Consider the following 24,903-nt stretch of genomic DNA (forward strand, 5'->3'; position numbering starts at 1 on the left):
GGCGGTTGCGTGCTTCGCGCCGCCCGTCGGTCAGGCGCAGCTGCGCTGCGCCGAAATAAACAGACGCGAGGTCCGAACTCAGACCTGAATGGCTTCCGGATCGGTCTTTTCGAGCTCGACCGAAGCGGCCAGCAGTCCAAGCCGCGCCACCACGCCGTACATATAGAAGCGGTTCGGCGGCGCCGCGCCCGGCTTTGCATGCGCGTCGGGCAATGCGGTGTGTTCGAAGCCGAGCGGCACGAAATGCATACCCGGCGCATTGAGGTTCTGGTCGCGCTCGCGGCTACCGTGCACGCGGTAGAAACCACCCACAACGTAACGGTCGATCATGTACACGACCGGCTCGGCCACTTCCTCACCGATGCGCTCAAAAGTGTAAACCCCTTCCTGCACGATCACGTCATGCACTTCGAGGCCGTCCTTGGTGGCAGCCATCTTCGTGCGCTCGCGCTTGGTGAGCGCAGCGACTTCGGACGCATCGTGCACCGTCATCACGCCCATGCCGTAGGTGCCCGCGTCTGACTTGATCACCACATAGGGCTTCTCGGAAATGCCGTATTCGCGGTACTTCCTGGCAATCTTCTTCAGCACGCCGTCGATCGCGTCGGCCAGCGCTTCTTCACCTGTGCGCTCCTGGAAATCGACGCCTTCCACATGCGCAAAATAAGGATTGATCATCCATGGGTCGATCTCGACCATCTTGGCGAACTTCTTCGCGACGTCGTCGTAACAGGAGAAGTGTGTCGACTTGCGGCGCACCGCCCACGCCGCATGCAGCGGCGGCAGCAGGTATTGCTCGTGCAGATTTTCGAGGATCGGCGGAATGCCGCCTGACAGATCATTGTTCAGGAGAATCGAACACGGATCGAAGTTCTTCAGCCCGAGTCTGCGCGGCGTGCGTTCGAGCGGTTCGAGCACGATCTTCTGACCGTCCGACAGCGCAATGGTGACCGGCCCGACAATGCTTTCGTCGAGCGTGCCGAAACGCACGTTCAGCCCGGCCTGACGCATGATGGTCGCGAGCCGCGCGACGTTCTCCAGATAAAACGCGTTACGCGTGTGCCCCTCCGGAATGACGAGCAGGTTCTTAGCGTCCGGACAGATTTTTTCGATCGAGGCCATCGCCGCCTGCACGGCAAGCGGCAACACTTCCTGCGGCAGGTTATTGAACGCGCCGGGGAACAGATTGGTGTCGACCGGCGCGAGTTTGAAACCCGCGTTTCGCAGATCGACCGAGCAATAAAACGGCGGCGTATGTTCCTGCCATTCAAGACGGAACCAACGTTCGATAGCGGGTGTTGCGTCGAGGATCTTCCGCTCGAGGTCGAGCAGCGGGCCGTTTAACGCCGTAACTAGGTGCGGAACCATTGATCACTCGCAGACTGGAGAAAAAAGATTGTAGAGCAAACGCTCTGCCCATTTGGGGACGGTTTCTCCATTCGCAAGCAGGGACCGATGCGTTCTGGCTATCGGCACGATAGCGGCGGGAACGGCTCCTGCCAACGAGTTTAGCGCGATTCATCCATGCGCAGCAGATTGCGGACCCACAAGAAAAAGGCCCGCCAGAAGGCGGGCCAAAGTCGCTGCGCTTGATTTCGTGATCGTGATACGTAAAGCCCTTGAAGCCTTGCAACCTTATTCGACGTGTTCGCCGTGCAGGCTGACGTCCAGGCCTTCGCGTTCCTCTTCTTCCGTCACGCGGATGCCCATCACCAGGTCGATGACCTTCAGCAGGACGAAGCTCACCACGCCGCTGTACACCAGCGTCGTCAGCACGCCCTTGGCCTGCAGGATGACGCTGCCGTCCGCGCCGCCGATGTCCTTGACTGCGAACACGCCGGTGAGCAGTGCGCCGACGATCCCGCCGATACAGTGCACGCCGAATGCGTCGAGCGAATCGTCATAGCCGAGCTTGGCCTTGAGCCACGTTGCCGACCAGAAGCAGATCACGCCTGCGGCGATACCGATGACCAGCGAACCGCCGATACCGACGAAGCCCGAAGCCGGCGTAATCGCCACCAGACCTGCCACTGCACCCGACACGATACCGAGCACCGAAGGCTTGCCCTTGGCGATCCACTCAGCAAACATCCATGCGAGTGCTGCGGCTGCCGTTGCGACTTGCGTGGCGAACATGGCGAAGCCGGCACGGCCGTCTGCTGCCACGGCGGAACCTGCGTTGAAACCGAACCAGCCCACCCACAGCATCGCGCCACCAATCAGCGTCAGCGTGAGGTTGTGCGGAGCCATCACTTCCTTGCCGTAGCCGACGCGCTTGCCGAGTACCAGGCAGCACACCAGACCCGCGATACCGGCGTTGATGTGCACCACCGTGCCGCCGGCGAAGTCGAGGATGCCTGCCGTAGCCAGCCAGCCGGTCGGTTCCCAGACCATGTGCGCGATCGGCGAGTAGACGATGATCGACCACAGCGTCATGAACACCAGCATCGCGGAGAACTTCATCCGGTCAGCAAAGGCACCGGTGATCAGCGCCGGCGTGATGATCGCGAAGGTCATCTGATACACGCAGTAGACCGTTTCCGGGATCGTCGGAGCCAGGTGGCTCACGGTCAGCGTAGTCGCCTTGTCGCCGTGGATATAGTTCATCCCCGACATGAAGATGCGCGAGAAGCCGCCGATGAACATGCCGCCAGGCGTGAACGCGATGCTGTAACCCACCACCACCCAGACGATCGTCACGACGCAGGTGATCGCGAAGCTTTGCATCAGCGTCGCCAGCACGTTCTTCTTGCGGACCATGCCGCCGTAGAACAGTGCGAGACCCGGGATCGTCATGAACAGCACGAGCGCGGTGGAGGTCAGCATCCAGGCGGTGTCGCCGGAGTTGATCTTCGACGAGTCGACCGAGAACGGTGCGGTCGGCGCGGCCGGTGCGGCGGCGGCTGCTGCGGCCGATGCATCCGGTGCGGATGCCGCCGTGGCGGTTGCCGGAGCGGATGCGTCGGCTGCCGGCGCCGAGGCTGCGGCCGCGGCTGCGGATGCGTCAGGCGCCGGAGCACTTGCGGTCGTATCGGCAGGCGCCGAGGCCGCTGCGGGTGCGGACGCGTCGTCCGCGAGAGCGACGCCGACACCGCCCGCGAGCAGCGATCCGGCCATCAGCAGGGACATCATTAATTTGCGCATCTTGTTTTCCTCTTGTAGCTAGTCGCTATCGTTCTAATTACAGGGCGTCCGCCCCGGTCTCCCCGGTGCGAATCCGAATCACTTGCTCGATCGGCGTGACGAAAATCTTGCCGTCGCCGATCTTGCCGGTGCGTGCCGCACGTTCGAGCGCTTCGATGGCCTGATCGACGATGTCGTCCGAGACCGCGGCCTCGATCTTCACTTTCGGCAGAAAATCGACCACGTACTCTGCGCCGCGGTACAGCTCGGTGTGGCCTTTCTGACGCCCAAAGCCCTTCACTTCCGTCACCGTGATTCCGGAGACGCCGATTGCCGACAAGGCTTCGCGCGCCTCATCGAGCTTGAACGGCTTGATGATTGCGGTAATCAGTTTCATGAAATCCTCGCTGTAGTTGCGTAACCCGTTTGCGTAACCTCTGTTTCCCCTGGACCGTTGCGTCGATCTGCGACCGGTGTTCAAACCGCATTCGATGCAGCGCCGGTAAAAACCAGCCGGCGGTGCGCGCCGGGCAGTAACAGCAACTCGCATGCCAAGTGCCTTTCAGGAGGGCTGGAACCGGTACCCCAAAACGCCCTGCTTGCCCCTGGCCGGATGGCTAACGTGGCCGGTGGACGGTGGCGCGCCGCCTGGATCGTTGCTAGAGTGTTCGCACGCAACGGATACGAATGCGCGCACCAAAGGCGCTCATGCCGCGGGAGGGGTGAATTGGTCACGCACCAGAATCGCGCATCGAAGAAGCCGGGGCACAGACGTAATGAGATATGCACACTTTTTGTGCACCCAAGGGGAACACCATGAAACAACCAAACGACGTCTTCAACGATTTTCAGGCTCGCGTGAGCGATCTGCTCAAGAACTCGCCGGCCAAAGATGTCGAACGCAACGTCAAGGCCATGCTGTCGCAGGGCTTCTCCAAGCTCGATCTGGTCACGCGCGAGGAATTCGATACCCAGACCCAGGTACTGGTGCGCACGCGCGCCCGGCTGGAGGAACTGGAGCGGCGTGTCGCCGAGCTCGAACAGAAGCTGCCGGTGACGCACACGTCCTGACGCAGTTTCGAATGCTGCACATCACAGGCAAGCGAGCCGTGACGTCATCAGCGTTTTAGGGAGTCGCGCGCGCCGCCGGCGCGCCGTCTGACGGGAGAAAACATGTCGCTTGCCGTGGTGCGCAGTCGCGCGCCGGCCTCTGGCCGCGCGCCTGAAGTAACGGTCGAGGTCCACCTCGCCAACGGATTACCCTCTTTTTCCATCGTAGGACTTCCCGATCTCGAAGTGCGCGAAAGCCGCGAACGTGTCCGCGCCGCGCTGCAAAACTGCGGCTTCGACTTTCCAGTTCGTCGCATCAAATGTAGTCAAGGCAAATTTCTTTTTTTTTGAGCAAGGTAACGAAGCGTGTGTTGACTCCAGCCATTCAGGCGTCTGGACCGAGTGCTGCCCGGATTGGCAACAATCCGAATGAATTTTGCGCACTCACCGCAAACTCATATTGGCGAGCGAAATACGTCTGTTGATTGATAAAGTCCATCGTCTTAGAATTTTCGATCGTTTTTTGCAACTGGCTGTCCGAATCAGCCGGCAGTCATTTTTGCCTTACACATCATGGAGTAACGCTATACCCCCGCGACTCCTGTCATAAACCTTCTAACTCTCTCGAGTTATAGGCTTTGCGTCGAAATCCTAATCCGCTGCAACACGTTAAGCAGTTATCCGAATTTGAGCGTTTCTTCAGCGATAGCGCTATCGATGATCGCTGCCATTCCGCATCAATCTTCAATACGCATACGCTCTATAAACTTGCGTTCTGAAACTTGAAGATTACGAGGCGCAAATGGTTGGCTAAATCTCAAACAAGCGAAACTCAAAGCTGATGCTTGCATGTGAGATTGATTTTGCGATCGCCGAGCTGCAATTCCCAGTCACTAAGTAGGCCTGACAAATACGAGCCAAAGTCTTAAATTTTAGTTGTGTTGATGGCTTGAATACAGATCGAAAAACGGCTGGCTGCGACAGCGCATTTCAACTTACGCGCTGAAAATTTAATCAATCTCGGCCGCATTGATCTATTGGCTCGCGATGTAGACAAATAGTGTCTCGCGCAGGGAATTCGAAAGAGAGCTTCGCCGTGCGGAATGGGAGGCAGTTCGATTAACTCAAAACCACAGGCAAAGACAACTACTTCGCGACAGGCTAACGCAGTCGCAGTGCTGGAATCTACTGACTTACGTTTTGATTAGATATGGCGATAAGACAGCGCGACCGCGTACAAGCCCTAACGTTCTACGCTTTTAGTATTAGGTCAGATATCATTGCGCACGCTCAAGTGTAGAGAGCGGCGGTCCCCAGGTGCTTTTCATCCGCAGCCACGCATCCCACGGGCCTCCCTTGAGAAAGTGATGCATACAATTCGCATGGATCATTCCAGCGACAGAAGAACAAATCCACAAAAGTTGCGGGAGGTATCGAGTCTTGGGACTTGAAATCTCTTGATGCAGAGGTCATTTGCAAGCCACGGGAAAAGCTTTGGGATTCTTCCGGTCGACAGACACCAGAAGCGTTACAGGATCTAGCAAGCTATGCTCGCATAGCATAGGGAATTTGAAAGGAGAATGGACAGGTATGCGCGGAAACGACATTGACTTGGCGGCACGCATTCCAAGTAACGGACGGTGGCCAGACGACGTCACTCTCTGGCATGTCGACATGCGAGACGTTGCTGCTCTCGAGGATACGATTCACCTAAACCTCGATGTTGCTGAGCGTGCGCGCGCAGATCGCTATGTACGGCGCGATGATCGCAGACGCTTCATAACAACACGCTCAACCTTGCGAAAACTACTTGGCGCCCGACTTGGAGTGCCTCCAAACGAACTGCTATTCGTCGCAAATGAGCGAGGGCGACTCGAACTACCAGATCATCCAGAGTTGTCATTCAACGTTTCGCATTCCGGCAATGCTGCGCTGCTTGCGATTTCCGATCGGCGTGTCGTAGGCGTGGATCTGGAGCTTCGCGACCCATCACTTCATTGGCGGGAACTCGCTGCGCTCGTTTGTACCGGCGGCGAGCAACAAGTCTTGCAGGACGCACCGGAGCAAATGCAGTCTGAACTCTTCATGCGCTACTGGGTTGCGAAGGAAGCCATTCTTAAGGCGATGGGTATCGGCATTGCCGAGGACCTGCTAAATTTGATAGTAGATCCAACCTCTCAAGGTGTCCAACAGCCCGTAGTCAAGGAGACGTCTGCGTTAGTCAACGCGCATATGCTGCGCTTTCATTGGCTGTTCGATGTTGATGAACATCCGGCATGCATCGCATACGGGCCATCGCGAAATAATTAAACAGTTTGTGTACCCTCTTGAGGCGTACAGCGATTTGCATACTTTCCAAGGTAAGCTCTCCCTCTTCGTCGTCGAGCCAGTCATTTGGAGAAGGCGAACAACGTTCGCGCACATGAGTTACGTCGTCTTCGTCGATAGTTTTCATGCAACCCGAGCGCGGCAATCGGTTCCTGTGCGATTGGAGCTATCCATTCAGACCACGTCAACGGCATCTATCCTTCTCGACATCTCCCCTGACGTATCGCTAAAGATCTCGCGAACGGGTAAATCTCTTAACTAGGCGCTGAGCATCCAGCCAAAGTAGCTCGCCCAATCAGCCGTTTCGCATTGAAATTCCAACCGTCGGCCGAAAACATTTGCCTCTAAGAATTCGAATTACAGGATTCCGACCTCGGCCACCGAACAATCGTATCGTCGATTGTCTCGCAGAGGCGGATCCAGCAGGCCGATCGATCGCATCCCAGATGCCCTTAAGCAACGTGCGCTGAAGATCAGGTACGGTTACCGGCAATCATTGCAGTGTGAAAACGCTCCCTTGACAACGGTATCGTGAGTTCGCCTCTTCCGATAATTAGACTCGGGAGCAACGCCATCGAGCGCAAATTGAACCTCCCACAGCACGTATATCCGTCTATCTTCGATGGACTCCCGTGCCTTATCAGCGTGCAATCCATGCTAAAAAGATAAAAGCTTCCGCCTGAGATCATCGCCGCCGAACAGTCGCCGCTAACGGAACCAGAATGTCGCTAGAAATTGCAGCAGCCTTCGCAGCGGCGAATTCCATCACGACCTTGTGGGAGTGATTCAAGTCGCACATGTACCACCATAGTTGCTGTAAAGTTCGCGCAGTTCTGGAACAACGCGTTTCATCGATCAGCGACGTCACCAAGCCGCTGTTGACCAGATACATTGGCCGTCACCCGTCAGGCCGACTTGCAGCGGACAGCAAATACCGGCCGAACACGAGCACAAAGCCGTCGCCACATAAGTGCCTGTGACGACTGAAGCGATTCAGCACCTTGCCTAAAACCCCCTAAAACTGACAAAACGGGCGGCGACCACCCTGATCGATTCATTCGGCATAGTTGAATGTGAAGACGACTCCTGAACTTCTACGCAAATTTTTGATCATGCTTGACACAGAGTAAATTGTTCGTGTTATCGTCAGACAAATGATCAGTTCTCCGGGGGCTTTGTCAATCAGCCTACGGTTGATTACAAAGTTGAATGGTTAGAAGCATCGGCTTTACACGTGCAGCTTCGGCTGAGCCAATCGAATTGACGGTCGAGCGCCGAAACGAGCGGTAGTTTGTTTTGGGTATAAGTTTAGATGTTCCATCAACATCAGCTGATGAAGCTAGTGCATTACTCCGTCGTATATCGAGACGGTGGAAGTCGAAATGGTGCGGGGAACATCGATTACTAACAAATGCCCCACAGCCGGAATGGAAAAAACGATCTACAGAAATCGACCATGGGGGACCAGCATGCTTTTGCAAGCACCAGAGAAACAAACACAAATCTCGTTGGACGCAATTATCGAGCGCATGTTCGAGGCCGTCGATTCGCGAAACTTCGCGCGCTTGCCAGATTTTTTCCATGCGCAGATTGCATATGAGCGACCGGGTTACGAGACCATCGACGGCCTATCCGCCTTAATGCATTTCTATGAGAAGGTAAGAATCATCGCCGAGGGCAGACACACCCTTCATTCGTTCTTCCAGTCCGAATTGGGGGGCGTGGCGGTGTGCGGTTCATTCTATGGAAAATCACGCAGTGGTAACGCATTGAATGAACAGTTTTGTGATGTCTATCTCTTCGAAAAAGACAAGATTGTCCGGAGGAAAACCTTTTTCTTTCGCGAGGCCATCTGATAAGACGGATGTGTTACGCGCCAAGCTATTTGATGTATTGGCTCTAATCTGACTTATTGAATTGGTTGCCGGGAAGTACCTTTCGGTATATTTCATGAAATTTGCACTCCTACTCATACTGCGTATGTGGTGTGCTGTGGCACATTCTCCGTCGTCATTGTCGCAGGAATAAATATGGTTTCTCTGCCAGCTTGCACTACGTAGCGTCGCAGATGACAACCTGATCAATAGACATATTAGGATGGGCGTTGCATGTTTATAGATAGAAGATGGACTTATCTCCGAAGATTGGGCAACCAAATAGGGAGGCTATCGAAAATACACGAAACAGGCCAAGTGCACGGCTGTCGGACACCACGGATCCGTGCGACTAGGCTGGAGTCTATCGCTAAGCGGAACGATCTCGACTTTACATTGCTTCGCCAATAGCTTTCTGGTTATTTCGCTTGTTGTCGACGTACCTAAAGAAACAAAGACAGGGACTTTGCGGCAAATTTTCACCTTACCCGCTCACTCCGGTCGGACGCTTCTTCCATTCCGTATTTCACTGAACTTGGCATCGAAACAATCGCGAGGCCGGGTGCTTTGCTGTGTCTTTTGCCATACAGGGGCCTGGCTTAAATGGAACAAATACACCGGTCGCATTTCGGTAGCGATGATGTACTGACGAATGACGGGAGTGACCTAGCAGAAGCCGACACGCTGACACTATCGTCATCACAGGAGCGTCTATGGTTTCTGGATCAATGGCATCCCGGACAGGCACTTTACAACGTGCCATACGCGCTACGCTTCGATGGTCGCGTAGATGGTGATGCACTAGAAGCCGCGTTTGAACGTGTGTTACACCGTCACGAAGTGCTACGGACTCGTTTTCCGGTTCATGCAGGCGGTCCTGTTCAAGAGATTCGTTCTGCCTCAGAGTCCATCCACTGGGTCGTCTCGTCCGACGAACTGGATGAAGCCAAGTTGCAGCAACGCATGGCTGCCGAAGCCAAGACCCCCTTTGACCTTGAACACGGACCTTTGCTGCGCGCCCTTCTGCTACGCGCCGACTCCGATCAACCGGTACTCGTGGTGACGTTGCACCACATCGTTACCGACGGACTCTCGATGCAGATACTCTGGCGCGATCTGGCCGAACTCTATGCTGCTGCTCGAGGTTCACGCGAAGCGGCGTTGCCCGCCTTACCTATCCAGTACGCAGATTATGCAGTCTGGCAACGCGCCTGGCTTGCGCAGGCGGACTCTCTACGTGAGTACTGGGTCAAACAATTGGCCGGATTCGGCGGCGTGCTCGATCTCCCAACCGATCGGCCACGCCCTCCTGTGCAGTCGATGCACGGCGCAAGCCTTAGCCATGCCATTCCGCCCAAATTGCGCGACGCTGTCCACGTACTTGCCCTAAACGAAGGCGTCACGCCGTTTATGGCTCTGCTGGCGGTGTTTCAGGCGCTGCTGCAGCGTTATTGCGGCAGCGATGACATCGTCGTTGGCATTCCCGTTGCCAATCGGCCACACGTCGATCTCGAGCAACTAGTCGGCCTCTTCGTCAATACCCTCGCGATCCGCACCAATCTCGGCGGCCAGCCCACCGTCACGCAACTGCTTGCACGAGTTCGCGACACTACGCTCGGTGCCTTCGCGCACGCGGAACTACCGTTTGACCACGTAGTCGACGCCGTACGCCCCGAACGCAGCATGAGCTATATGCCGCTGTGCCAGGTCATGCTTAGCATGCTCGATACGGATTCCAACTGCCACCAGTTCGATGGTACGCGTTGCAACATTGCCGAACTCGATATCGCCTCCGCCAAGTTCGACCTCAGCGTGAGCTTCGTCGACAGTCCTGACGGCCTCACTCTGCTCGCCACGTACAGCACGGATCTATTTGACGCCGACACCATACGCCGCCTGCTCGCCAACTTCGAGACGCTCTTGCAAGGTTTCGTGAATCACCCGCGCCAGATCCCAGTGCCAACACTCGATCTTGTGTCGGAGGCCGAGCGCCTGTTGGTACTGGACGCCTTCAATGACACTCGCACCAGTTACCCTCGCGATACGCTGGTCCATCAATTGTTTGAAGACCAGGCCGCGCGTCACCCCACTGCTGTCGCACTCGCCTATGATAGCCAGAGCCTCGACTACGGACACCTAAATCGACGTGCCAATCAGCTTGCCCATGCACTGATCGCGCGAGGCGTTCGGCCTAACGACCGCGTCGCGCTGTGCGTCGACCGCAGCTTCGATATGGTAATCGGCGTCTTGGGCATCCTCAAAGCCGGTGGCGCATACGTCCCGCTCGATCCCAGCTACCCTACCCAGCGCCTGAGCTACATGATCGACGACTGCGCCCCTGTCGCCGTACTGACGCGATCGAACGTTAGTACTGCGCTTCCGCCCGTCGCTGTACCGCTCATCGCTCTAGATCGCGCGCACGACGCCGCACACATCGCTAGCTTTCCGGACACGAACCCTGCCCCAAATACGCTCGGGCTCACCCCTTCCCACCTCGCATACGTCATCTATACCTCCGGCTCAACCGGTATGCCGAAGGGCGTTATGGGACACCACCGTGGAATGTGCAATCTCGCAAGCGCGCAAGCCGTCCAGTTTGGCGTGAGTGCTGAAAGCCGAATTCTGCAATTCGCGTCTCTGAGTTTCGATGTCAGTATTTCGGAATACTTGATGGCGCTGTGCGCCGGCGGCAGTCTCCGTCTCGCGCAGAAGGAACGTCTCTATCCGGGCGAGCCACTGTTGTCAACCATCGCCGCGCATGCGCCGACACATATTTCCCTGCCACCGTCCGCACTAGCCGCTCTACCCGAGCACTCGTTCTCGGACGAGGTCGCGATCATTGTGGCTGGCGAAATCTGTCCGGCTCCGCTGGCCGCACAATGGTCCGCCACGCACACCATGTTCAATGCCTACGGGCCGACCGAGACCACGGTCTATGCGACCGTCCATGCATGCCGCCCCGATTCGACGCGCTCCGTGCCGATCGGACGACCGATCGCGAATACGCAGATCTATATTCTGGACGCCCACGGACTGCCGTCACCAATCAGCGTGACCGGTGAAATCTATATTGCTGGAACCGGTGTGGCGTATGGGTACCTGAACCGTGAGGAACTGACCCGGGAGCGCTTCGTGACGAATCACTTTGCAGCCGATCCGTCAGCGCGCATGTACCGAACCGGCGACCTTGGTAGATGGTTACCCGACGGCACCGTCGAATGTCTTGGAAGGAATGACTTTCAGGTCAAGTTGCGCGGGTTCCGCATTGAACTGGGTGAAATCGAGGATCATTTATGCGCGCATGAAGGCGTGCGTGAAGCGGTGGTAGTGGCACGCGAGGATAAGCGAGGAAATAAACGACTCGTTGCTTACTGGGTGGCCGGCGGCGCCGGACAGATGCCAGACATCGTTAAACTGCGAAAACATCTGGCCCGCCGCTTGCCCGACTACATGGTGCCCGGCGCGCTTGTTCAGCTCAAGCGGATGCCGTTGACTGGCAACGGCAAGATCGATCGACCAGCGCTGCCCGAACCCGACGACGATGCTTACGCGAGCGGTAAGTATCGTGCACCGCGTGGCGAACTCGAAGAGGGCTTCGCAAAGCTATGGGCAGACTTGCTGCAGATCAATCGTGTGGGCGTTGAAGACAATTTTTTTGATCTCGGTGGCCACTCGATGCTCGCACTTCAAATGCGGGCTGCGCTTCAGAAAGAATACGGTATCGACATTTCGATCGTGGACCTATTCGGCAATGCAACGATCCGCTCCCTGATCGCCCACGTCGAAGGAAGCGCCAACAGAACACCAAGCTTGTCAGCAGAAGTTCGTCGCGCTGGTCTTGCTCGGCAGTATTTCGCACAACAAAGCCAAACAAAGCGTCAATCCTAAGTCGCACTCGAACGGGGTTTGCAATGACTGATACAACAACGAACGATTACTTCAACAAAATTGCCATTGTCGGACTGTCAGGCCGATATCCGGGTGCGGAAAATCTGGAAGGCTTCTGGGCCAATCTAGTGGCCGGTAAAAACAGCATCACCTACTTCTCCGAAGAAGAACTTATCGAAGCGGGAGTGCCCAAGGAGTTGGCCGCCAGTTCCAGTTATGTAGGTGCCGGTGGCATCTATGAGCGACCGTTTGATTTTGACGCTTCGTTCTTCGGTTACACGCCGCGTGAAGCCGAGGTGATGGATCCACAACATCGAATTTTCCTCGAGCATAGCTGGCATGCGCTTGAGCATGCCGGCTACGATTCTCTACGCTACGACGGGCGTATCGGAGTCTTCGGTGGAACCGGCATCACTACCTATCTTTTCAAGATTCTCAAGGATCCCGCACTGTCTCGTGCACTCGATCCCTATGCGGTCATGACGAACAACGACCGGGACTATCTTGCCACTCGCGTGGGGCATAAACTGGATCTTCGCGGACCATGCGTCGCAGTGCAGACAGCATGTTCGACTTCACTCGTCGCTATTTCGCTCGGCGCACAGAGTCTGTTGACCTATCAGACGGATATGGTCCTGGCTGGCGGCGTGTCGCTCGATGCGGAGGCACCCCCGGGATACAATTATATGGAAGGCAGCATAAACTCGCCTGACGGTGTGGTCCGCACGTTCGACTCGTCCGCCAAGGGTACCGTATGGGCGGCCGGAGTCGGTGTCGTTGTGCTCAAACGTCTTGAGGACGCAATCGCGGATCGCGACACGATTCACGCAGTGATGATAGGTTATGGTCTGAGCAACGACGGTGCGTCGCGTGCCGGCTTCACCGCTCCGGGTGTCGAAGGTCAGGTGCTTGCGGCGAGAGATGCCCTGCTAATGGCCGACGTCGCCCCTGAGACGATCGACTACATCGAGTGTCACGGCACTGGCACGCTAATCGGCGATCCCATCGAAGTGACGGCGCTCGCTCGAGCTTACGGTGGCCAAGCCGACATGCCTGGCCGTTGCGCGTTGGCCTCGGTCAAGACAAACATAGGACATGCCGACGCGGCGGCTGGCGCTGCGGGTTTCATTAAAGCTGTTTTCGCGCTACGTCACCGCCAGATTCCGGCCAGTCTGAACTTCTCGACACCAAATCCGCAGATCGATTTCGAACGCTCGCCTTTTTTTGTCAATACAACGCTGCAGGACTGGGTCGGCGGCCATTCGCCGCGACGCGTAGCTGTAAACTCATTCGGTATGGGCGGAACGAACGCTCACGTAATATTGGAAGAGGCTCCCCCGAGCACATCAGGACAAAGTCTGCGCACTTCCCAATTGCTGCTTCTGTCTGCGCGCACCGAAAGCGCGCTGACACGGATGGCCGCCAATCTGAGCGAACACCTCCATCAGCATCCTGAGGCTGAGCTCGCCGACACGGCCTATACGCTGCAAGTTGGCAGACGTCGCTTCGCACAAAGAATGGCGTTTGTGGCTCATGATCGTGACGAACTATCCGCTGCCCACAGCGATGCCGGTGTGACGGGCGCCTTGGTGCTCAGGAGTGATCGTTACGTTGCGAAGGTCAGCTTCATGTTCCCCGGTCAAGGTTCACAGTACCCGAATATGTCACGCGCACTCTACGAAACGGAACCGCTATTTCGCTCGGTCGTAGATGAATGCTGTGAAAAACTCACGCCGTTATTAGGCCGGTCGCTACTAGCGATAATCTATCCGGTCAACGGACAGGAGGAAGCCGCTGCTCTCGAGCTTGCGCAGACCCGCTACACACAGCCGGCACTGTTCGTGATCGAGTATGCGCTCGCGCGCCTCTGGATGGCGTGGGGCATTCAGCCGGCGGCCATGATCGGCCATAGCGTCGGCGAATATGTAGCCGCTTGCCTTGCTTCGGTGATTTCTCTCGACGACGCATTGAACCTCATCGCGCTTCGCGGTCGCCTCATCCAAGATTTGCCCACGGGTGCAATGGTCGGAGTGCTCGCCTCCGCGTCACTCATCGAGCCGATCTTGCGCACCATGCCGACGCTATCCATTGCGGCCATCAACACGCCTGACACCTGTGTCGTTTCGGGTTCTCATGAAGAGGTAGCGCAATTCGAAATAAATATGGCCGCGATGCAGGTGCCCTGTGCGCGCCTTAAAACCTCGCACGCGTTCCATTCCGCAATGATGGAACCGGCTTGCGCGGCGTTCCGTGAAATCGTTGCAGCCGTTCGTCTGCAGCCGCCAGAGTTGCCGTACCTGTCGAACGTAACGGGCACCTGGATCACTGCACAACAAGCCACCGACCCGACCTATTGGGTTGATCATCTGCGACAAGCCGTGCTGTTCTCGAATGGCGTCGAAGTGCTGTTTAGCGAACCCGACACGATACTTCTGGAAGTCGGACCGGGAACGACTTTGACCGCGCTCGCCAATCAGCATCCAGCAAAAGGCCCAGCGCTCACAGTCGTCTCGTCTTTACCCTCTGCAAAAAATGCAACGAAAGATGCACGCGACGCGCTACTGATGGCGCTCGGCCGGCTTTGGTGCGAGGGCGCGACGCCTGATTGGGAAGCCATCCACGCACCCGAAACGCGCACGCGCGTGCCCGCTCCAACCTACCCGTTTGAGCATCAGAGCTATCGGCTGACTTTCGACGCCTCAGCGGGGGCAGGTCGCGACGTGAAATCGATCTCGGAAGAAAAGCGCAAAGAAATAGCGGAGTGGTTCACTGTGCCGACGTGGACCGGCACTGCCCCGCTTACCAGTGTTACCAGCGCGGCCGGATTGAACTGGCTCGTATTCGTCGACCAGTCGGGACTCGGTCAGGGTCTGGTGCAAGGCCTCGCCGCGCGCGGATACAAGGTGGTCACAGTGACGCCCGGGAACGAGTTCCAAAGGCTAAACGAGCATGAATTTACGCTTCGACCTGGTGAAAAGGACGACTACGCGACGCTTATGAAAGCCTTGCGCAGCACGTCCCAAACACCCGACGAGATTCTTCACCTGTGGGCATTGTCTGCGCATTCGCAGGGCGCACTCTCGATGACGGGACTCGATGCGGGACTCGACACCTCGTTCTTTAGCGTGCTATTTCTCAGCGCCGCACTCGGCTCCGAACTGACGGGCGTGCCTGTCAAGATGCACGCAGTCACGTCGAACGCGCACAACGTACTCGGCGACGAACCGGTTGAGCCCGTTCACGCAACAGTCGCCGGCCCGATCCGCTCTCTGTCGCGCGAACAAAAAGCCGTCCAGAGCCACTGGATTGACATCCACCTCCCGGAAGCGGGCGACCACACCCGCCTACAGCGCCTCTCGCAAGACGTTCTCGCAGAATGCCTAAATGGCTGCGAACAGGAAGTCGTCGCGTACCGCAACGGCCGGCGATGGCTGCAGGATTTCGCCGCACTCCCGGTAGGGCCGGCTGATCGCTCGGCGCTGCCACTGCGTGACGGGGGGGTCTACATGATTGCCGGTGGTCTTGGCGCAATTGGGCTCACGCTGGCCAAATTCATCGCGGAGCAGGTGCGTGCACGTCTCGTGCTGGTATCGCGGACCGGTTTGCCGCCGCGGGATGAATGGCACAACTGGCTGCAAAGGCGCGGGGAACATAACCGTGACAGTAAGAGGATGCGCCAAGTAATGGCGCTCGAAGAGCTCGGCGCCAAAGTGCTGGTATTAGCCGCTGATGTCTCCAACATGGAAAGCATGACTGCCGCGGTTGCAGTGGCTCGAGAGACGTTCGGTCCGATCGAAGGCGCAATCAATGCGTCCGGCGTACCGGGCGTTGGTATGATGGAACTCAAAAATCGCGAAGTGGCCTCACGCGTGCTGGCCCCAAAAATCAAGGGAACCATCGTACTCGATGCAACGCTGAAAGACGACCCGCTCGGGTTTTTCATCAGTTGTTCTTCGCTGCTGGCGGTACTCGGCGAAGTTGGTCAATCAGATTACGCAGCGGCCAATTCTTTCATCGGCGCGTTCGTCAGTTCGAACCGGCATCAGACCCGGGTCGCGCCTGTTTCTATTGACTATGACCGCTGGGACGAGATCGGAATGGCAGTGAATCCGGACGCGTCGATCCCGGAGGCCAACCATGCAGTCGCCTACGAGGAGGTCGATCATCCGCTGTTCGACGCCCGTTTCGTCGACGAAAACGACGAGGTGTTCGTCGTGCATCTCGATGCACGCAAACATTGGCTGGTCGCGGAGCATCATCTCGGCGGCCAGCCGGCCATGGTCGGCACTGGCTATGTGCAATTCGCGTCCAGCGCCTACATGTATCGCCGGAATCCCGCTAGCGTGCAGATTCACGATCTAGTTTTCACCGGCGCACTGATGCTTGCAGCCACGGAACAGCGCGAACTACAGGTGAGGTTAACGCATACCGGCAATCACGCGAAATTCGCGATTCGCAGCCTGCTGCCGGCGGGCGGCTGGATGGTTCACGCGACGGGCACCATCAGCACGCAACGGGATGAGACTGGTGGCCGACACGATCTCGTAGCGTTACGCGAAAAGTGTCCGACGGACTTCTATCTCGGCGCTGAGGGCAACTTGGCCAATTTGATGGAAGACCATCCTCTGGTAAAGGTTGGCGAACGCTGGAACTCAGTACGCGCGATTACACATGGCGCTGATACCGCGCTTGCCGCATTGGCTCTACCGCCTAACTATCATGCGGATCTGGGCGACTACGGGGTGCATCCGGCGCTGCTGGATGTCGCCACCGCATTCCCAGTTCAATTCGCTAGCAAGGGGGGCAGTTACTTGCCCTTCGGATACAACAGAATTCATCTTTACCGTGCGTTGCCGGCTGAGGTCGTCAGCTATGCGCGCTTCGTGCCGGCGAGATCGGCTACCGACGAATTCCTCAGCTTCGATCTGTCGATACTTGACACGGACGGTAGCGAATGTATACGCATCGAAGGGTACGGAATGAAACTTGTCAGGAACGTCGCGGCGCCGGCCTTGGAATTGCAGCAATTCGGGCCACGTTCGGCAGCGCTGCCAGGGGCCGACCGGCAGCTCACCTCTGAAGATGGCGTCGAGGTATTCCGCAGAGTGCTAAGCCTGTCAGGCGTCTCGCGTGTGGAAACGTCGACGCGCGAGATTCACTATTTGCTTCAAGAGTCTGCCGACACGCGCAACTCGGTAGCCAACGCAGCCGACTCCGTGCCGGCGGATAAGGGTGCGCGATACCCGCGACCCAGTCTGGCGACGCCATATGTCGCACCGCGCACGCCCCTCGAAGAATCCATCGCACAGATCTGGCAGGACGTACTTGGCCTCGATCAAATCGGCGTCTGCGACGACTTCATCGACCTCGGTGGACATTCGCTGTTTGCCATCCAGTTGACCTCGCGGATTCGTCAGCAATTCGAGATCGAGCTTTCGGTGGCGACGTTCTACAGCAACCCAACCGTCGAAGGAATCGCCGCGACGATAGTCGGCACGCTCGTCGACGACCTCGACGAGGACACGCTAAAACGCGCTCTAGAAGATATCAATACCTGAGGCAGCAGAACGGTGCCGGCAAGTTCGCATCGAGCGGGAGTCTTTAAATGGATGACGTGGTCAGATTCGCCGTGGTTTTCAACCAAGAAGGGCAGTATTCAATCTGGGCCAACGACCGTCCCGCCCCAGCGGGATGGTCGCGCGAAGGATACGTGGGAACAAGGCACGAATGTCTGGAATACATCTCGCGGGTGTGGTCGGAGACGATTCCGCGCATCCGGCGGCAGAATAAACACAAGGATGCAAACGAATGAGCGGCGAGGCAAGGGCTGTTAGCGTTAATACACAACGCGGCTGGTATCGCCGATTTGGCGATGGTATCGGCGTTAAGCAGCGACTCATCTGTTTTCACCATGCGGGTGGCAGTGCATCCGCATTTCGTGATTGGTGGCCCGACTGTCCGCTGGGTACGGAAATCCTAGCCGCCGCGCTGCCGGGGAGGGAGGCGCGTATCGCGGAGCCCCCGGTCGACAGGATACAACTCCTCGTCAAGCACCTAGTCGACGCCCTGCCCCTCGACAGACCATTTGCGTTCTTCGGCCACAGTTTCGGGGCGCTCGTCGCTTTCGAGGTTGCGCGTCAGTTAGGCGAGCGAGGTAAATCGCGCCCCGACCATCTTTTTGTGTCTGCTTGCCGCGCGCCGCACCTACCCCCAGCCGAACCCAATCAGGGGGAACTCGATAACACCGCACTCATCGATAAGCTCCTCAAGCTGGGTGGAATGCCGCGCGAGATATTGGAAATGCCTGAATTTGCGGCGATGCTGTACCCCGTTCTCCGTGCCGATCTCCGGATTGTCGACAGTTACATCGCACACGAATCCGGCGAGCTAGGCATTCCAATTACTGCCTATACGGGGAGCCACGATGAGAGCGTCGCGTTTCCCGACATAGCCGCGTGGGCAGAGCACAGTCGGCCGGGAGATTTTGCGATTCGTAGTTTCGAAGGCGATCATTTTTATTTGAAGGCACATCGAACTTCGCTAGTCACCGACATACTCGCCCGCTGGAAGCTGACATCCATGCTGCACGGCCATTGACTGACATGGATATTCGCTATTTGTTTGATGAGTAGGCGAGTGAAGGCGCTGCAGATATCCGCGCCGTAGCTTGGTTGGACGTTCAGCGCACAGAGAAGCAAAACGCAAATGCTGGCGTATCTGCGCTGAGCGGGGAAATTTGAGTTCGTTGCGAGTCTCGCCCAGCGGCGCGGCTCAAAAGGTTACGGCACCGCCAAACTGGCCGGGGATCCGTCAATAAAGAATGCGCAATTCTGAGTCATACCATGTCCAAACAAGTAACGATTGAGGCTAATGCTTCTCCCCTCTTTGCTTACACTGAAGACGTAGCCGAAGACCTGAATCCGCTGCGACTGGATGCGTGGTTTGGTGCCCAGCCAGGCGACATTCCCGAATGGAAAGCGACGGACTGGAACAGCGTCAATCCGGATCTCTACGTCATGGGTACGAACGTGGGCACTGCTCCGATTGCCGCGTGGCTGACCTGCTTGTCACGGCTCGCAAATGAAACTCAATATTTAGTCGGCTGGATCACCGATCCCATGCCGCACATGCTTTGTCGCGAACATCATGCAAAGTTATTGATCCCGTTCGGAGCCAGACTTGATCCGACAAGCAACTTCACGACGACATGTTTTTCCATCGAGAAAGAAATCGAACGTGTAAAAGCCTCGGCGTACAAGTCTCTCAACAAAAGGATCAATTCTGCCGACCCAGAGAAGCCTCTCGACGTTGCTATTTGGATGAGTGCATCACCTCTTACTGAAGCCACTCCCCTTGGTGCACTGATCACCTTGCAGGTACAGATCGAATCTCCCAGATTTCGCTTTATTTACGATCAGCAGCGCGTCAGCAGGAACCGCGTTGTACGCATGACGCGTTATCTATTGTGCTTGCTGCGTGAGGCGGCCAAGCACTGCATCGAATCTCTTCCGATCGGAAGACTCGACATGCTACCGCCCATCGAGCGCAGACTAGTTCTCGAACGATGGAACGCGACCGATGCGCCGTTTCCCGCCACGCGCTGCACGCATCAGGTATTCGAGGAACAGGCGCGCCGTACACCGGACGCGGTCGCGCTCGTGCACGGTACGCAGACACTCACGTTCGCCGAAACAAACACGCTCGCCAACCGGATCTCGCATCGCCTGATTGCACAGGGCGTGCGCCCCGGCGATCATGTCCTCACCGTGCTGGAGCGCGGCGTGCCACTCGTCGCAAGCCAGCTCGCAATCCTGAAGGCCGGCGCCGCCTACGTGCCCATCAACACACAGACGCCCGTTGAACGCCAGGCCTGGATCGTCGCCGACTGCGCCGCAGCGCTCGTACTGACAGACGATGGCGCAGCGATCCCCGGCACCACGTCAGCCACCATCGCAGTCAGCACGCTGATGGCGCCCGGCCTGGACACCGACCCCGATCTCGCACTGTCAAGCGAATCGGCCGCCTACGCGATGTACACATCGGGCTCCACAGGCACGCCAAAGGGTGTGCTGATCCCGCATCGCGCGATCAACCGGCTCGCGATCAACAGCACCTTTGCGCAGTATGGCCCGGGCGACCGGATGGCGTTCTGCTCAAATCCCGCGTTCGACGCGAATACGCTTGAAACCTGGCCTGCCCTGCTCAACGGCGCCGCCGTCGTGATCGTGGACCAGGCAGCGCTGCTGTCTGCCCAGCTGTTCAGGGACACGCTGGAGGCAACCGGTGTCAACACGATCTGGCTGACGGTGGGACTGTTCAACCAGATCGCCGCCACGCTCGCGCCGATCTTTCCTCGCTTCAGAACCGTCATGGTGGGCGGCGATGCGCTCGACCCGCTGAAGATCACCGAGGTCCTGCGTGGTACGCCGCCACAGCGCCTCATCAACGGCTACGGACCGACCGAGACCACGGTGTTCGCGGCCGTTCATCCGATCGTCTCGGTCGATACCGGTCGCGCGATCCCGATTGGCCGGCCTGTTGCGAACACGCGCATCTATCTGCTCGACGCGTTCGGCCAGCCCGTGCCCATCGGTGCCCCCGGCGAAATCTGCATCGGCGGCCCGGGCGTCGGGCTGGGCTACCTGAACCGCCCCGAACTGACCGCCGAGCGCTTCGTTCACGATCCGTTCAGCCCCGTACCCGGTGCACGCATGTATCGCTCCGGTGACCTCGCGCGTTACCGTGCAGACGGCAACATCGAGTTCCTCGGCCGCAACGACCAGCAGGTCAAGATCCGTGGCTTTCGTGTCGAGCCCGGCGAGATCGAGGCACGCCTGACCGAACACCCGGATGTCGAAACCGCCGCTGTCATCGTTCGCGAGGATACCCCCGGCGACCGGGCCCTCGTCGCATACCTGACGGCCACCCCGCACGCGCAGGTAACCACCCTCGCCAGCCGGCTACGCACACACCTCGCCGGCTCGCTGCCCGACTACATGGTGCCGTCGGCCTACGTGAGGCTCGACACCCTGCCGCTCACCCCAAACGGCAAACTTGACCGTCGTGCGCTGCCTGCGCCCGAGGACTCGGCCTTCGCACGTCAGGCCTATGAGCCCCCGCAGGGTGACGTCGAGACGACGCTCGCATCACTGTGGGAACCGCTGCTGAACGTGGAACGCGTGGGCCGTTTCGACAACTTCTTCGCACTCGGTGGCCATTCTCTGCTCGTGATGCGTCTGAACAGTCTGCTGCATCGCGAGCTCGGCGTTACTTTTCCGGCGAGCACGCTGTTCTCTCATCCGACACTGGCAGCTTTTGCCGCACAGATTGACTCCATGGAGCGAAGCGGGTTACCGCCTATTGAACCCGTCGCAAGGGACACGTTGTTGTTGCCGTCATTCGCACAACAGCGCCTGTGGTTTCTTGCGCAGCTCGAAGGTCAGGAGACGACGTACCACGTGCCTATCGCGCTACGCATGCACGGCGCGCTGGATCGCGCGGCACTGCGCTATAGCCTGAATCACCTCGTTGCGCGGCACGAAGCACTGCGCGCTACGTTCCTCGCCCATCACGGACAGCCTCGTGTCAGGCTGCTCGCGCCTGACACCGGTCTTCCGCTGCTCGAGCACGACTTACGGTATCAGTTGGACAAAGCCGGACAACTGTGGCAATTGGCCCAAGAAGAAGCGCATGCGCGCTTCGACCTCACAGCCGCTCCGCCGATCCGCGCACGGCTGATCCAGATGGATGAGGCACACCACGTCCTGCTCCTAACGCTCCATCACATCGCGACAGATGGCTGGTCGATGAATCTGATCTTCCGGGACCTGAGCCGCTTGTACTCTGCCCACCACGGCACGACATGCGACTCGCTTTCCTCACTGCGGGTTCAGTATTTCGACTATGCCGCGTGGCAGCATCGCTGGCTCACCGGCGCACACCTGCAGGCCCAGCTCGACTACTGGCGCGATATGCTACGGGATGCGCCGCAAACACTGCAACTGCAGACGGACCGATCGCGACCCGCACAACAGTCGTTTGAGGGCGCCGCATTGCAGGTGCGCATTGACGCCAAAGTGACTCGCGAACTCACGCAGCTCGCACGTCGCTACGACTGCACACTTTTCGTCGTTGTGCTGGCCGCCTGGGCCGTGGTCCTGAGTCGCCTCTCGGGACAGGACGATCTGGTTATCGGCACTCCCACGGCCAACCGGCGGGATCTCGACATTGAACCGCTGATCGGCTTCTTTGTGAACACCCTGCCGCTGCGCATCGATCTTTCCGACCGCCCCGATTGCGCAACCCTGCTCGCACACATTCGCGACATCACGCTCGCCGCCCAGGAGCATGCCGATGTGCCATTCGAGCAGATCGTCGAAATTGCCCAGCCGATACGACGCGCCGACTGCACGCCGGTGTTTCAGGTTATCTTCGCCTGGCAAAGCAACGAAGTCGGACGCCTTGAGCTGCCTGGTATGCACATTGAAGAGATCGATACCGGCTACGAAGTCGCCAAATTCGATCTCGAACTGGATCTGGCGGAAGACGCGGACGGCATTTCTGGCCACCTGCGCTACGCAACCGCGCTCTTCGATACTGCCACGATCGAACGCTACAGGGGCTATCTGCTGGCCGTGCTCAATGCAATGATCGCCGACCACACGCAGCCGCTGGCACGCGTCAGTCTGCTCTCCGATGCCGAGCGCACGCTACAGCTCGAAACATGGAACGCGACCGATGCGCCGTTTCCCGCCACGCGCTGCACGCATCAGGTATTCGAGGAACAGGCGCGCCGTACACCGGACGCGGTCGCGCTCGTGCACGGTACGCAGACACTCACGTTCGCCGAAACAAACACGCTCGCCAACCGGATCTCGCATCGCCTGATTGCACAGGGCGTGCGCCCCGGCGATCATGTCCTCACCGTGCTGGAGCGCGGCGTGCCACTCGTCGCAAGCCAGCTCGCAATCCTGAAGGCCGGCGCCGCCTACGTGCCCATCAACACACAGACGCCCGTTGAACGCCAGGCCTGGATCGTCGCCGACTGCGCCGCAGCGCTCGTACTGACAGACGATGGCGCAGCGATCCCCGGCACCACGTCAGCCACCATCGCAGTCAGCACGCTGATGGCGCCCGGCCTGGACACCGACCCCGATCTCGCACTGTCAAGCGAATCGGCCGCCTACGCGATGTACACATCGGGCTCCACAGGCACGCCAAAGGGTGTGCTGATCCCGCATCGCGCGATCAACCGGCTCGCGATCAACAGCACCTTTGCGCAGTATGGCCCGGGCGACCGGATGGCGTTCTGCTCAAATCCCGCGTTCGACGCGAATACGCTTGAAACCTGGCCTGCCCTGCTCAACGGCGCCGCCGTCGTGATCGTGGACCAGGCAGCGCTGCTGTCTGCCCAGCTGTTCAGGGACACGCTGGAGGCAACCGGTGTCAACACGATCTGGCTGACGGTGGGACTGTTCAACCAGATCGCCGCCACGCTCGCGCCGATCTTTCCTCGCTTCAGAACCGTCATGGTGGGCGGCGATGCGCTCGACCCGCTGAAGATCACCGAGGTCCTGCGTGGTACGCCGCCACAGCGCCTCATCAACGGCTACGGACCGACCGAGACCACGGTGTTCGCGGCCGTTCATCCGATCGTCTCGGTCGATACCGGTCGCGCGATCCCGATTGGCCGGCCTGTTGCGAACACGCGCATCTATCTGCTCGACGCGTTCGGCCAGCCCGTGCCCATCGGTGCCCCCGGCGAAATCTGCATCGGCGGCCCGGGCGTCGGGCTGGGCTACCTGAACCGCCCCGAACTGACCGCCGAGCGCTTCGTTCACGATCCGTTCAGCCCCGTACCCGGTGCACGCATGTATCGCTCCGGTGACCTCGCGCGTTACCGTGCAGACGGCAACATCGAGTTCCTCGGCCGCAACGACCAGCAGGTCAAGATCCGTGGCTTTCGTGTCGAGCCCGGCGAGATCGAGGCACGCCTGACCGAACACCCGGATGTCGAAACCGCCGCTGTCATCGTTCGCGAGGATACCCCCGGCGACCGGGCCCTCGTCGCATACCTGACGGCCACCCCGCACGCGCAGGTAACCACCCTCGCCAGCCGGCTACGCACACACCTCGCCGGCTCGCTGCCCGACTACATGGTGCCGTCGGCCTACGTGAGGCTCGACACCCTGCCGCTCACCCCAAACGGCAAACTTGACCGTCGTGCGCTGCCTGCGCCCGAGGACTCGGCCTTCGCACGTCAGGCCTATGAGCCCCCGCAGGGTGACGTCGAGACGACGCTCGCATCACTGTGGGAACCGCTGCTGAACGTGGAACGCGTGGGCCGTTTCGACAACTTCTTCGCACTCGGTGGCCATTCTCTGCTGGCCGTGAAGATCGTGTCCGACATAAGGAAACGATTCCAGTCGAACCTGACGATTGAGACGTTTTTCAACGCACCTACCATCGCGCAGCTCGGCACGATAATCGGTGTGCCTATAACCGATAAATCAACCCTCGCCAGGTTCTCCACGCCTATTCCTCGAATAGCCCGCCAGCGTCGGCTCTGACTCGCGTAGAGCCGCCCTATGTTCCCGGTCGAAATCGCGCGAGCGCTTCGCAGCTGATGCGTCCAGGAGAA

The 24,903-nt window shown here is 58.5% G+C and carries 11 protein-coding genes and 1 pseudogene; 9 read left to right on the forward strand and 3 right to left on the reverse strand.

Annotation, left to right across the window (positions count from 1 at the left end; genetic code table 11):
* Positions 1–78: 78 nt before the first annotated feature.
* From gshA to P3T43_RS27525, 3 genes are all read right to left on the reverse strand, one after another.
* Positions 79–1,368, reverse strand: a complete 1,290-nt coding sequence (gshA, locus tag P3T43_RS27515; protein ID WP_429284161.1) for a glutamate--cysteine ligase — start codon at positions 1,366–1,368, stop codon at positions 79–81.
* A 267-nt stretch (positions 1,369–1,635) separates the two neighbouring features.
* Positions 1,636–3,144 carry an ammonium transporter gene (locus P3T43_RS27520; protein ID WP_429284162.1) on the reverse strand — a complete coding sequence of 503 codons (1,509 nt, stop codon included), beginning with the start codon at positions 3,142–3,144 and terminating at the stop codon, positions 1,636–1,638.
* 37 nt (positions 3,145–3,181) lie between these two features.
* Positions 3,182–3,520: a P-II family nitrogen regulator gene (locus tag P3T43_RS27525; protein ID WP_006048089.1), complete on the reverse strand. Its 339-nt coding sequence runs from the start codon at positions 3,518–3,520 to the stop codon at positions 3,182–3,184.
* Between the two features lie 419 nt (positions 3,521–3,939).
* Between P3T43_RS27525 and P3T43_RS27530 the strand changes: the two genes are divergently transcribed.
* The 9 genes and pseudogenes from P3T43_RS27530 to P3T43_RS27570 all read left to right on the forward strand — a co-directional run bounded on the left by P3T43_RS27530 (position 3,940) and on the right by P3T43_RS27570 (position 24,832).
* Entirely contained in the window at positions 3,940–4,194 is a 255-nt protein-coding gene (locus P3T43_RS27530; RefSeq protein WP_144157807.1) for an accessory factor UbiK family protein, read from the forward strand.
* Positions 4,195–4,296: 102 nt separating this feature from the next.
* Positions 4,297–4,491 (forward strand): annotated as a pseudogene (locus tag P3T43_RS27535) (magnesium chelatase domain-containing protein); the annotation flags it as partial.
* A 1,272-nt stretch (positions 4,492–5,763) separates the two neighbouring features.
* Complete coding sequence (locus tag P3T43_RS27540; protein ID WP_429284163.1) at positions 5,764–6,483, forward strand: 4'-phosphopantetheinyl transferase family protein; 720 nt, start codon at positions 5,764–5,766, stop codon at positions 6,481–6,483.
* A 1,388-nt stretch (positions 6,484–7,871) separates the two neighbouring features.
* The gene (locus P3T43_RS27545; RefSeq protein ID WP_429284164.1) at positions 7,872–8,357 is read left to right on the forward strand and encodes a nuclear transport factor 2 family protein; all 486 of its coding nucleotides are present in this window, start codon (positions 7,872–7,874) and stop codon (positions 8,355–8,357) included.
* Between the two features lie 621 nt (positions 8,358–8,978).
* Positions 8,979–12,263 carry a non-ribosomal peptide synthetase gene (locus P3T43_RS27550; protein ID WP_429284165.1) on the forward strand — a complete coding sequence of 1,095 codons (3,285 nt, stop codon included), beginning with the start codon at positions 8,979–8,981 and terminating at the stop codon, positions 12,261–12,263.
* Between the two features lie 23 nt (positions 12,264–12,286).
* Positions 12,287–17,821 carry an SDR family NAD(P)-dependent oxidoreductase gene (locus tag P3T43_RS27555; RefSeq protein ID WP_429284166.1) on the forward strand — a complete coding sequence of 1,845 codons (5,535 nt, stop codon included), beginning with the start codon at positions 12,287–12,289 and terminating at the stop codon, positions 17,819–17,821.
* A 47-nt stretch (positions 17,822–17,868) separates the two neighbouring features.
* The gene (locus tag P3T43_RS27560; RefSeq protein WP_429284167.1) at positions 17,869–18,075 is read left to right on the forward strand and encodes an MbtH family NRPS accessory protein; all 207 of its coding nucleotides are present in this window, start codon (positions 17,869–17,871) and stop codon (positions 18,073–18,075) included.
* Positions 18,072–18,860 carry a thioesterase II family protein gene (locus tag P3T43_RS27565; RefSeq protein WP_429284168.1) on the forward strand — a complete coding sequence of 263 codons (789 nt, stop codon included), beginning with the start codon at positions 18,072–18,074 and terminating at the stop codon, positions 18,858–18,860. The genes P3T43_RS27560 and P3T43_RS27565 overlap by 4 nt, the downstream gene beginning before the upstream one ends.
* 929 nt (positions 18,861–19,789) lie before the next feature.
* A complete protein-coding gene (locus P3T43_RS27570; protein WP_429284169.1) occupies positions 19,790–24,832 on the forward strand; it encodes an amino acid adenylation domain-containing protein in 5,043 nt (1,680 codons plus the stop codon).
* The last annotated feature ends 71 nt before the right edge of the window (positions 24,833–24,903 follow it).

This window comes from Paraburkholderia sp. GAS41 (assembly GCF_050436545.1).
GTDB lineage: Bacteria > Pseudomonadota > Gammaproteobacteria > Burkholderiales > Burkholderiaceae > Paraburkholderia.

What these genes read in the sequence shown, in the direction of transcription:
- P3T43_RS27530 (WP_144157807.1), top strand. Translation starts at nt 3,940, where the DNA reads ATGAAACAACCAAACGACGTCTTCAACGATTTTCAGGCTCGCGTGAGC.
- P3T43_RS27560 (WP_429284167.1), top strand. Translation starts at nt 17,869, where the DNA reads ATGGATGACGTGGTCAGATTCGCCGTGGTTTTCAACCAAGAAGGGCAG.
- P3T43_RS27525 (WP_006048089.1), bottom strand. Translation starts at nt 3,520, where the DNA reads ATGAAACTGATTACCGCAATCATCAAGCCGTTCAAGCTCGATGAGGCG.
- P3T43_RS27540 (WP_429284163.1), top strand. Translation starts at nt 5,764, where the DNA reads ATGCGCGGAAACGACATTGACTTGGCGGCACGCATTCCAAGTAACGGA.
- P3T43_RS27550 (WP_429284165.1), top strand. Translation starts at nt 8,979, where the DNA reads ATGGAACAAATACACCGGTCGCATTTCGGTAGCGATGATGTACTGACG.
- P3T43_RS27565 (WP_429284168.1), top strand. Translation starts at nt 18,072, where the DNA reads ATGAGCGGCGAGGCAAGGGCTGTTAGCGTTAATACACAACGCGGCTGG.
- P3T43_RS27520 (WP_429284162.1), bottom strand. Translation starts at nt 3,144, where the DNA reads ATGCGCAAATTAATGATGTCCCTGCTGATGGCCGGATCGCTGCTCGCG.
- P3T43_RS27555 (WP_429284166.1), top strand. Translation starts at nt 12,287, where the DNA reads ATGACTGATACAACAACGAACGATTACTTCAACAAAATTGCCATTGTC.
- P3T43_RS27570 (WP_429284169.1), top strand. Translation starts at nt 19,790, where the DNA reads ATGCTACCGCCCATCGAGCGCAGACTAGTTCTCGAACGATGGAACGCG.
- gshA (WP_429284161.1), bottom strand. Translation starts at nt 1,368, where the DNA reads ATGGTTCCGCACCTAGTTACGGCGTTAAACGGCCCGCTGCTCGACCTC.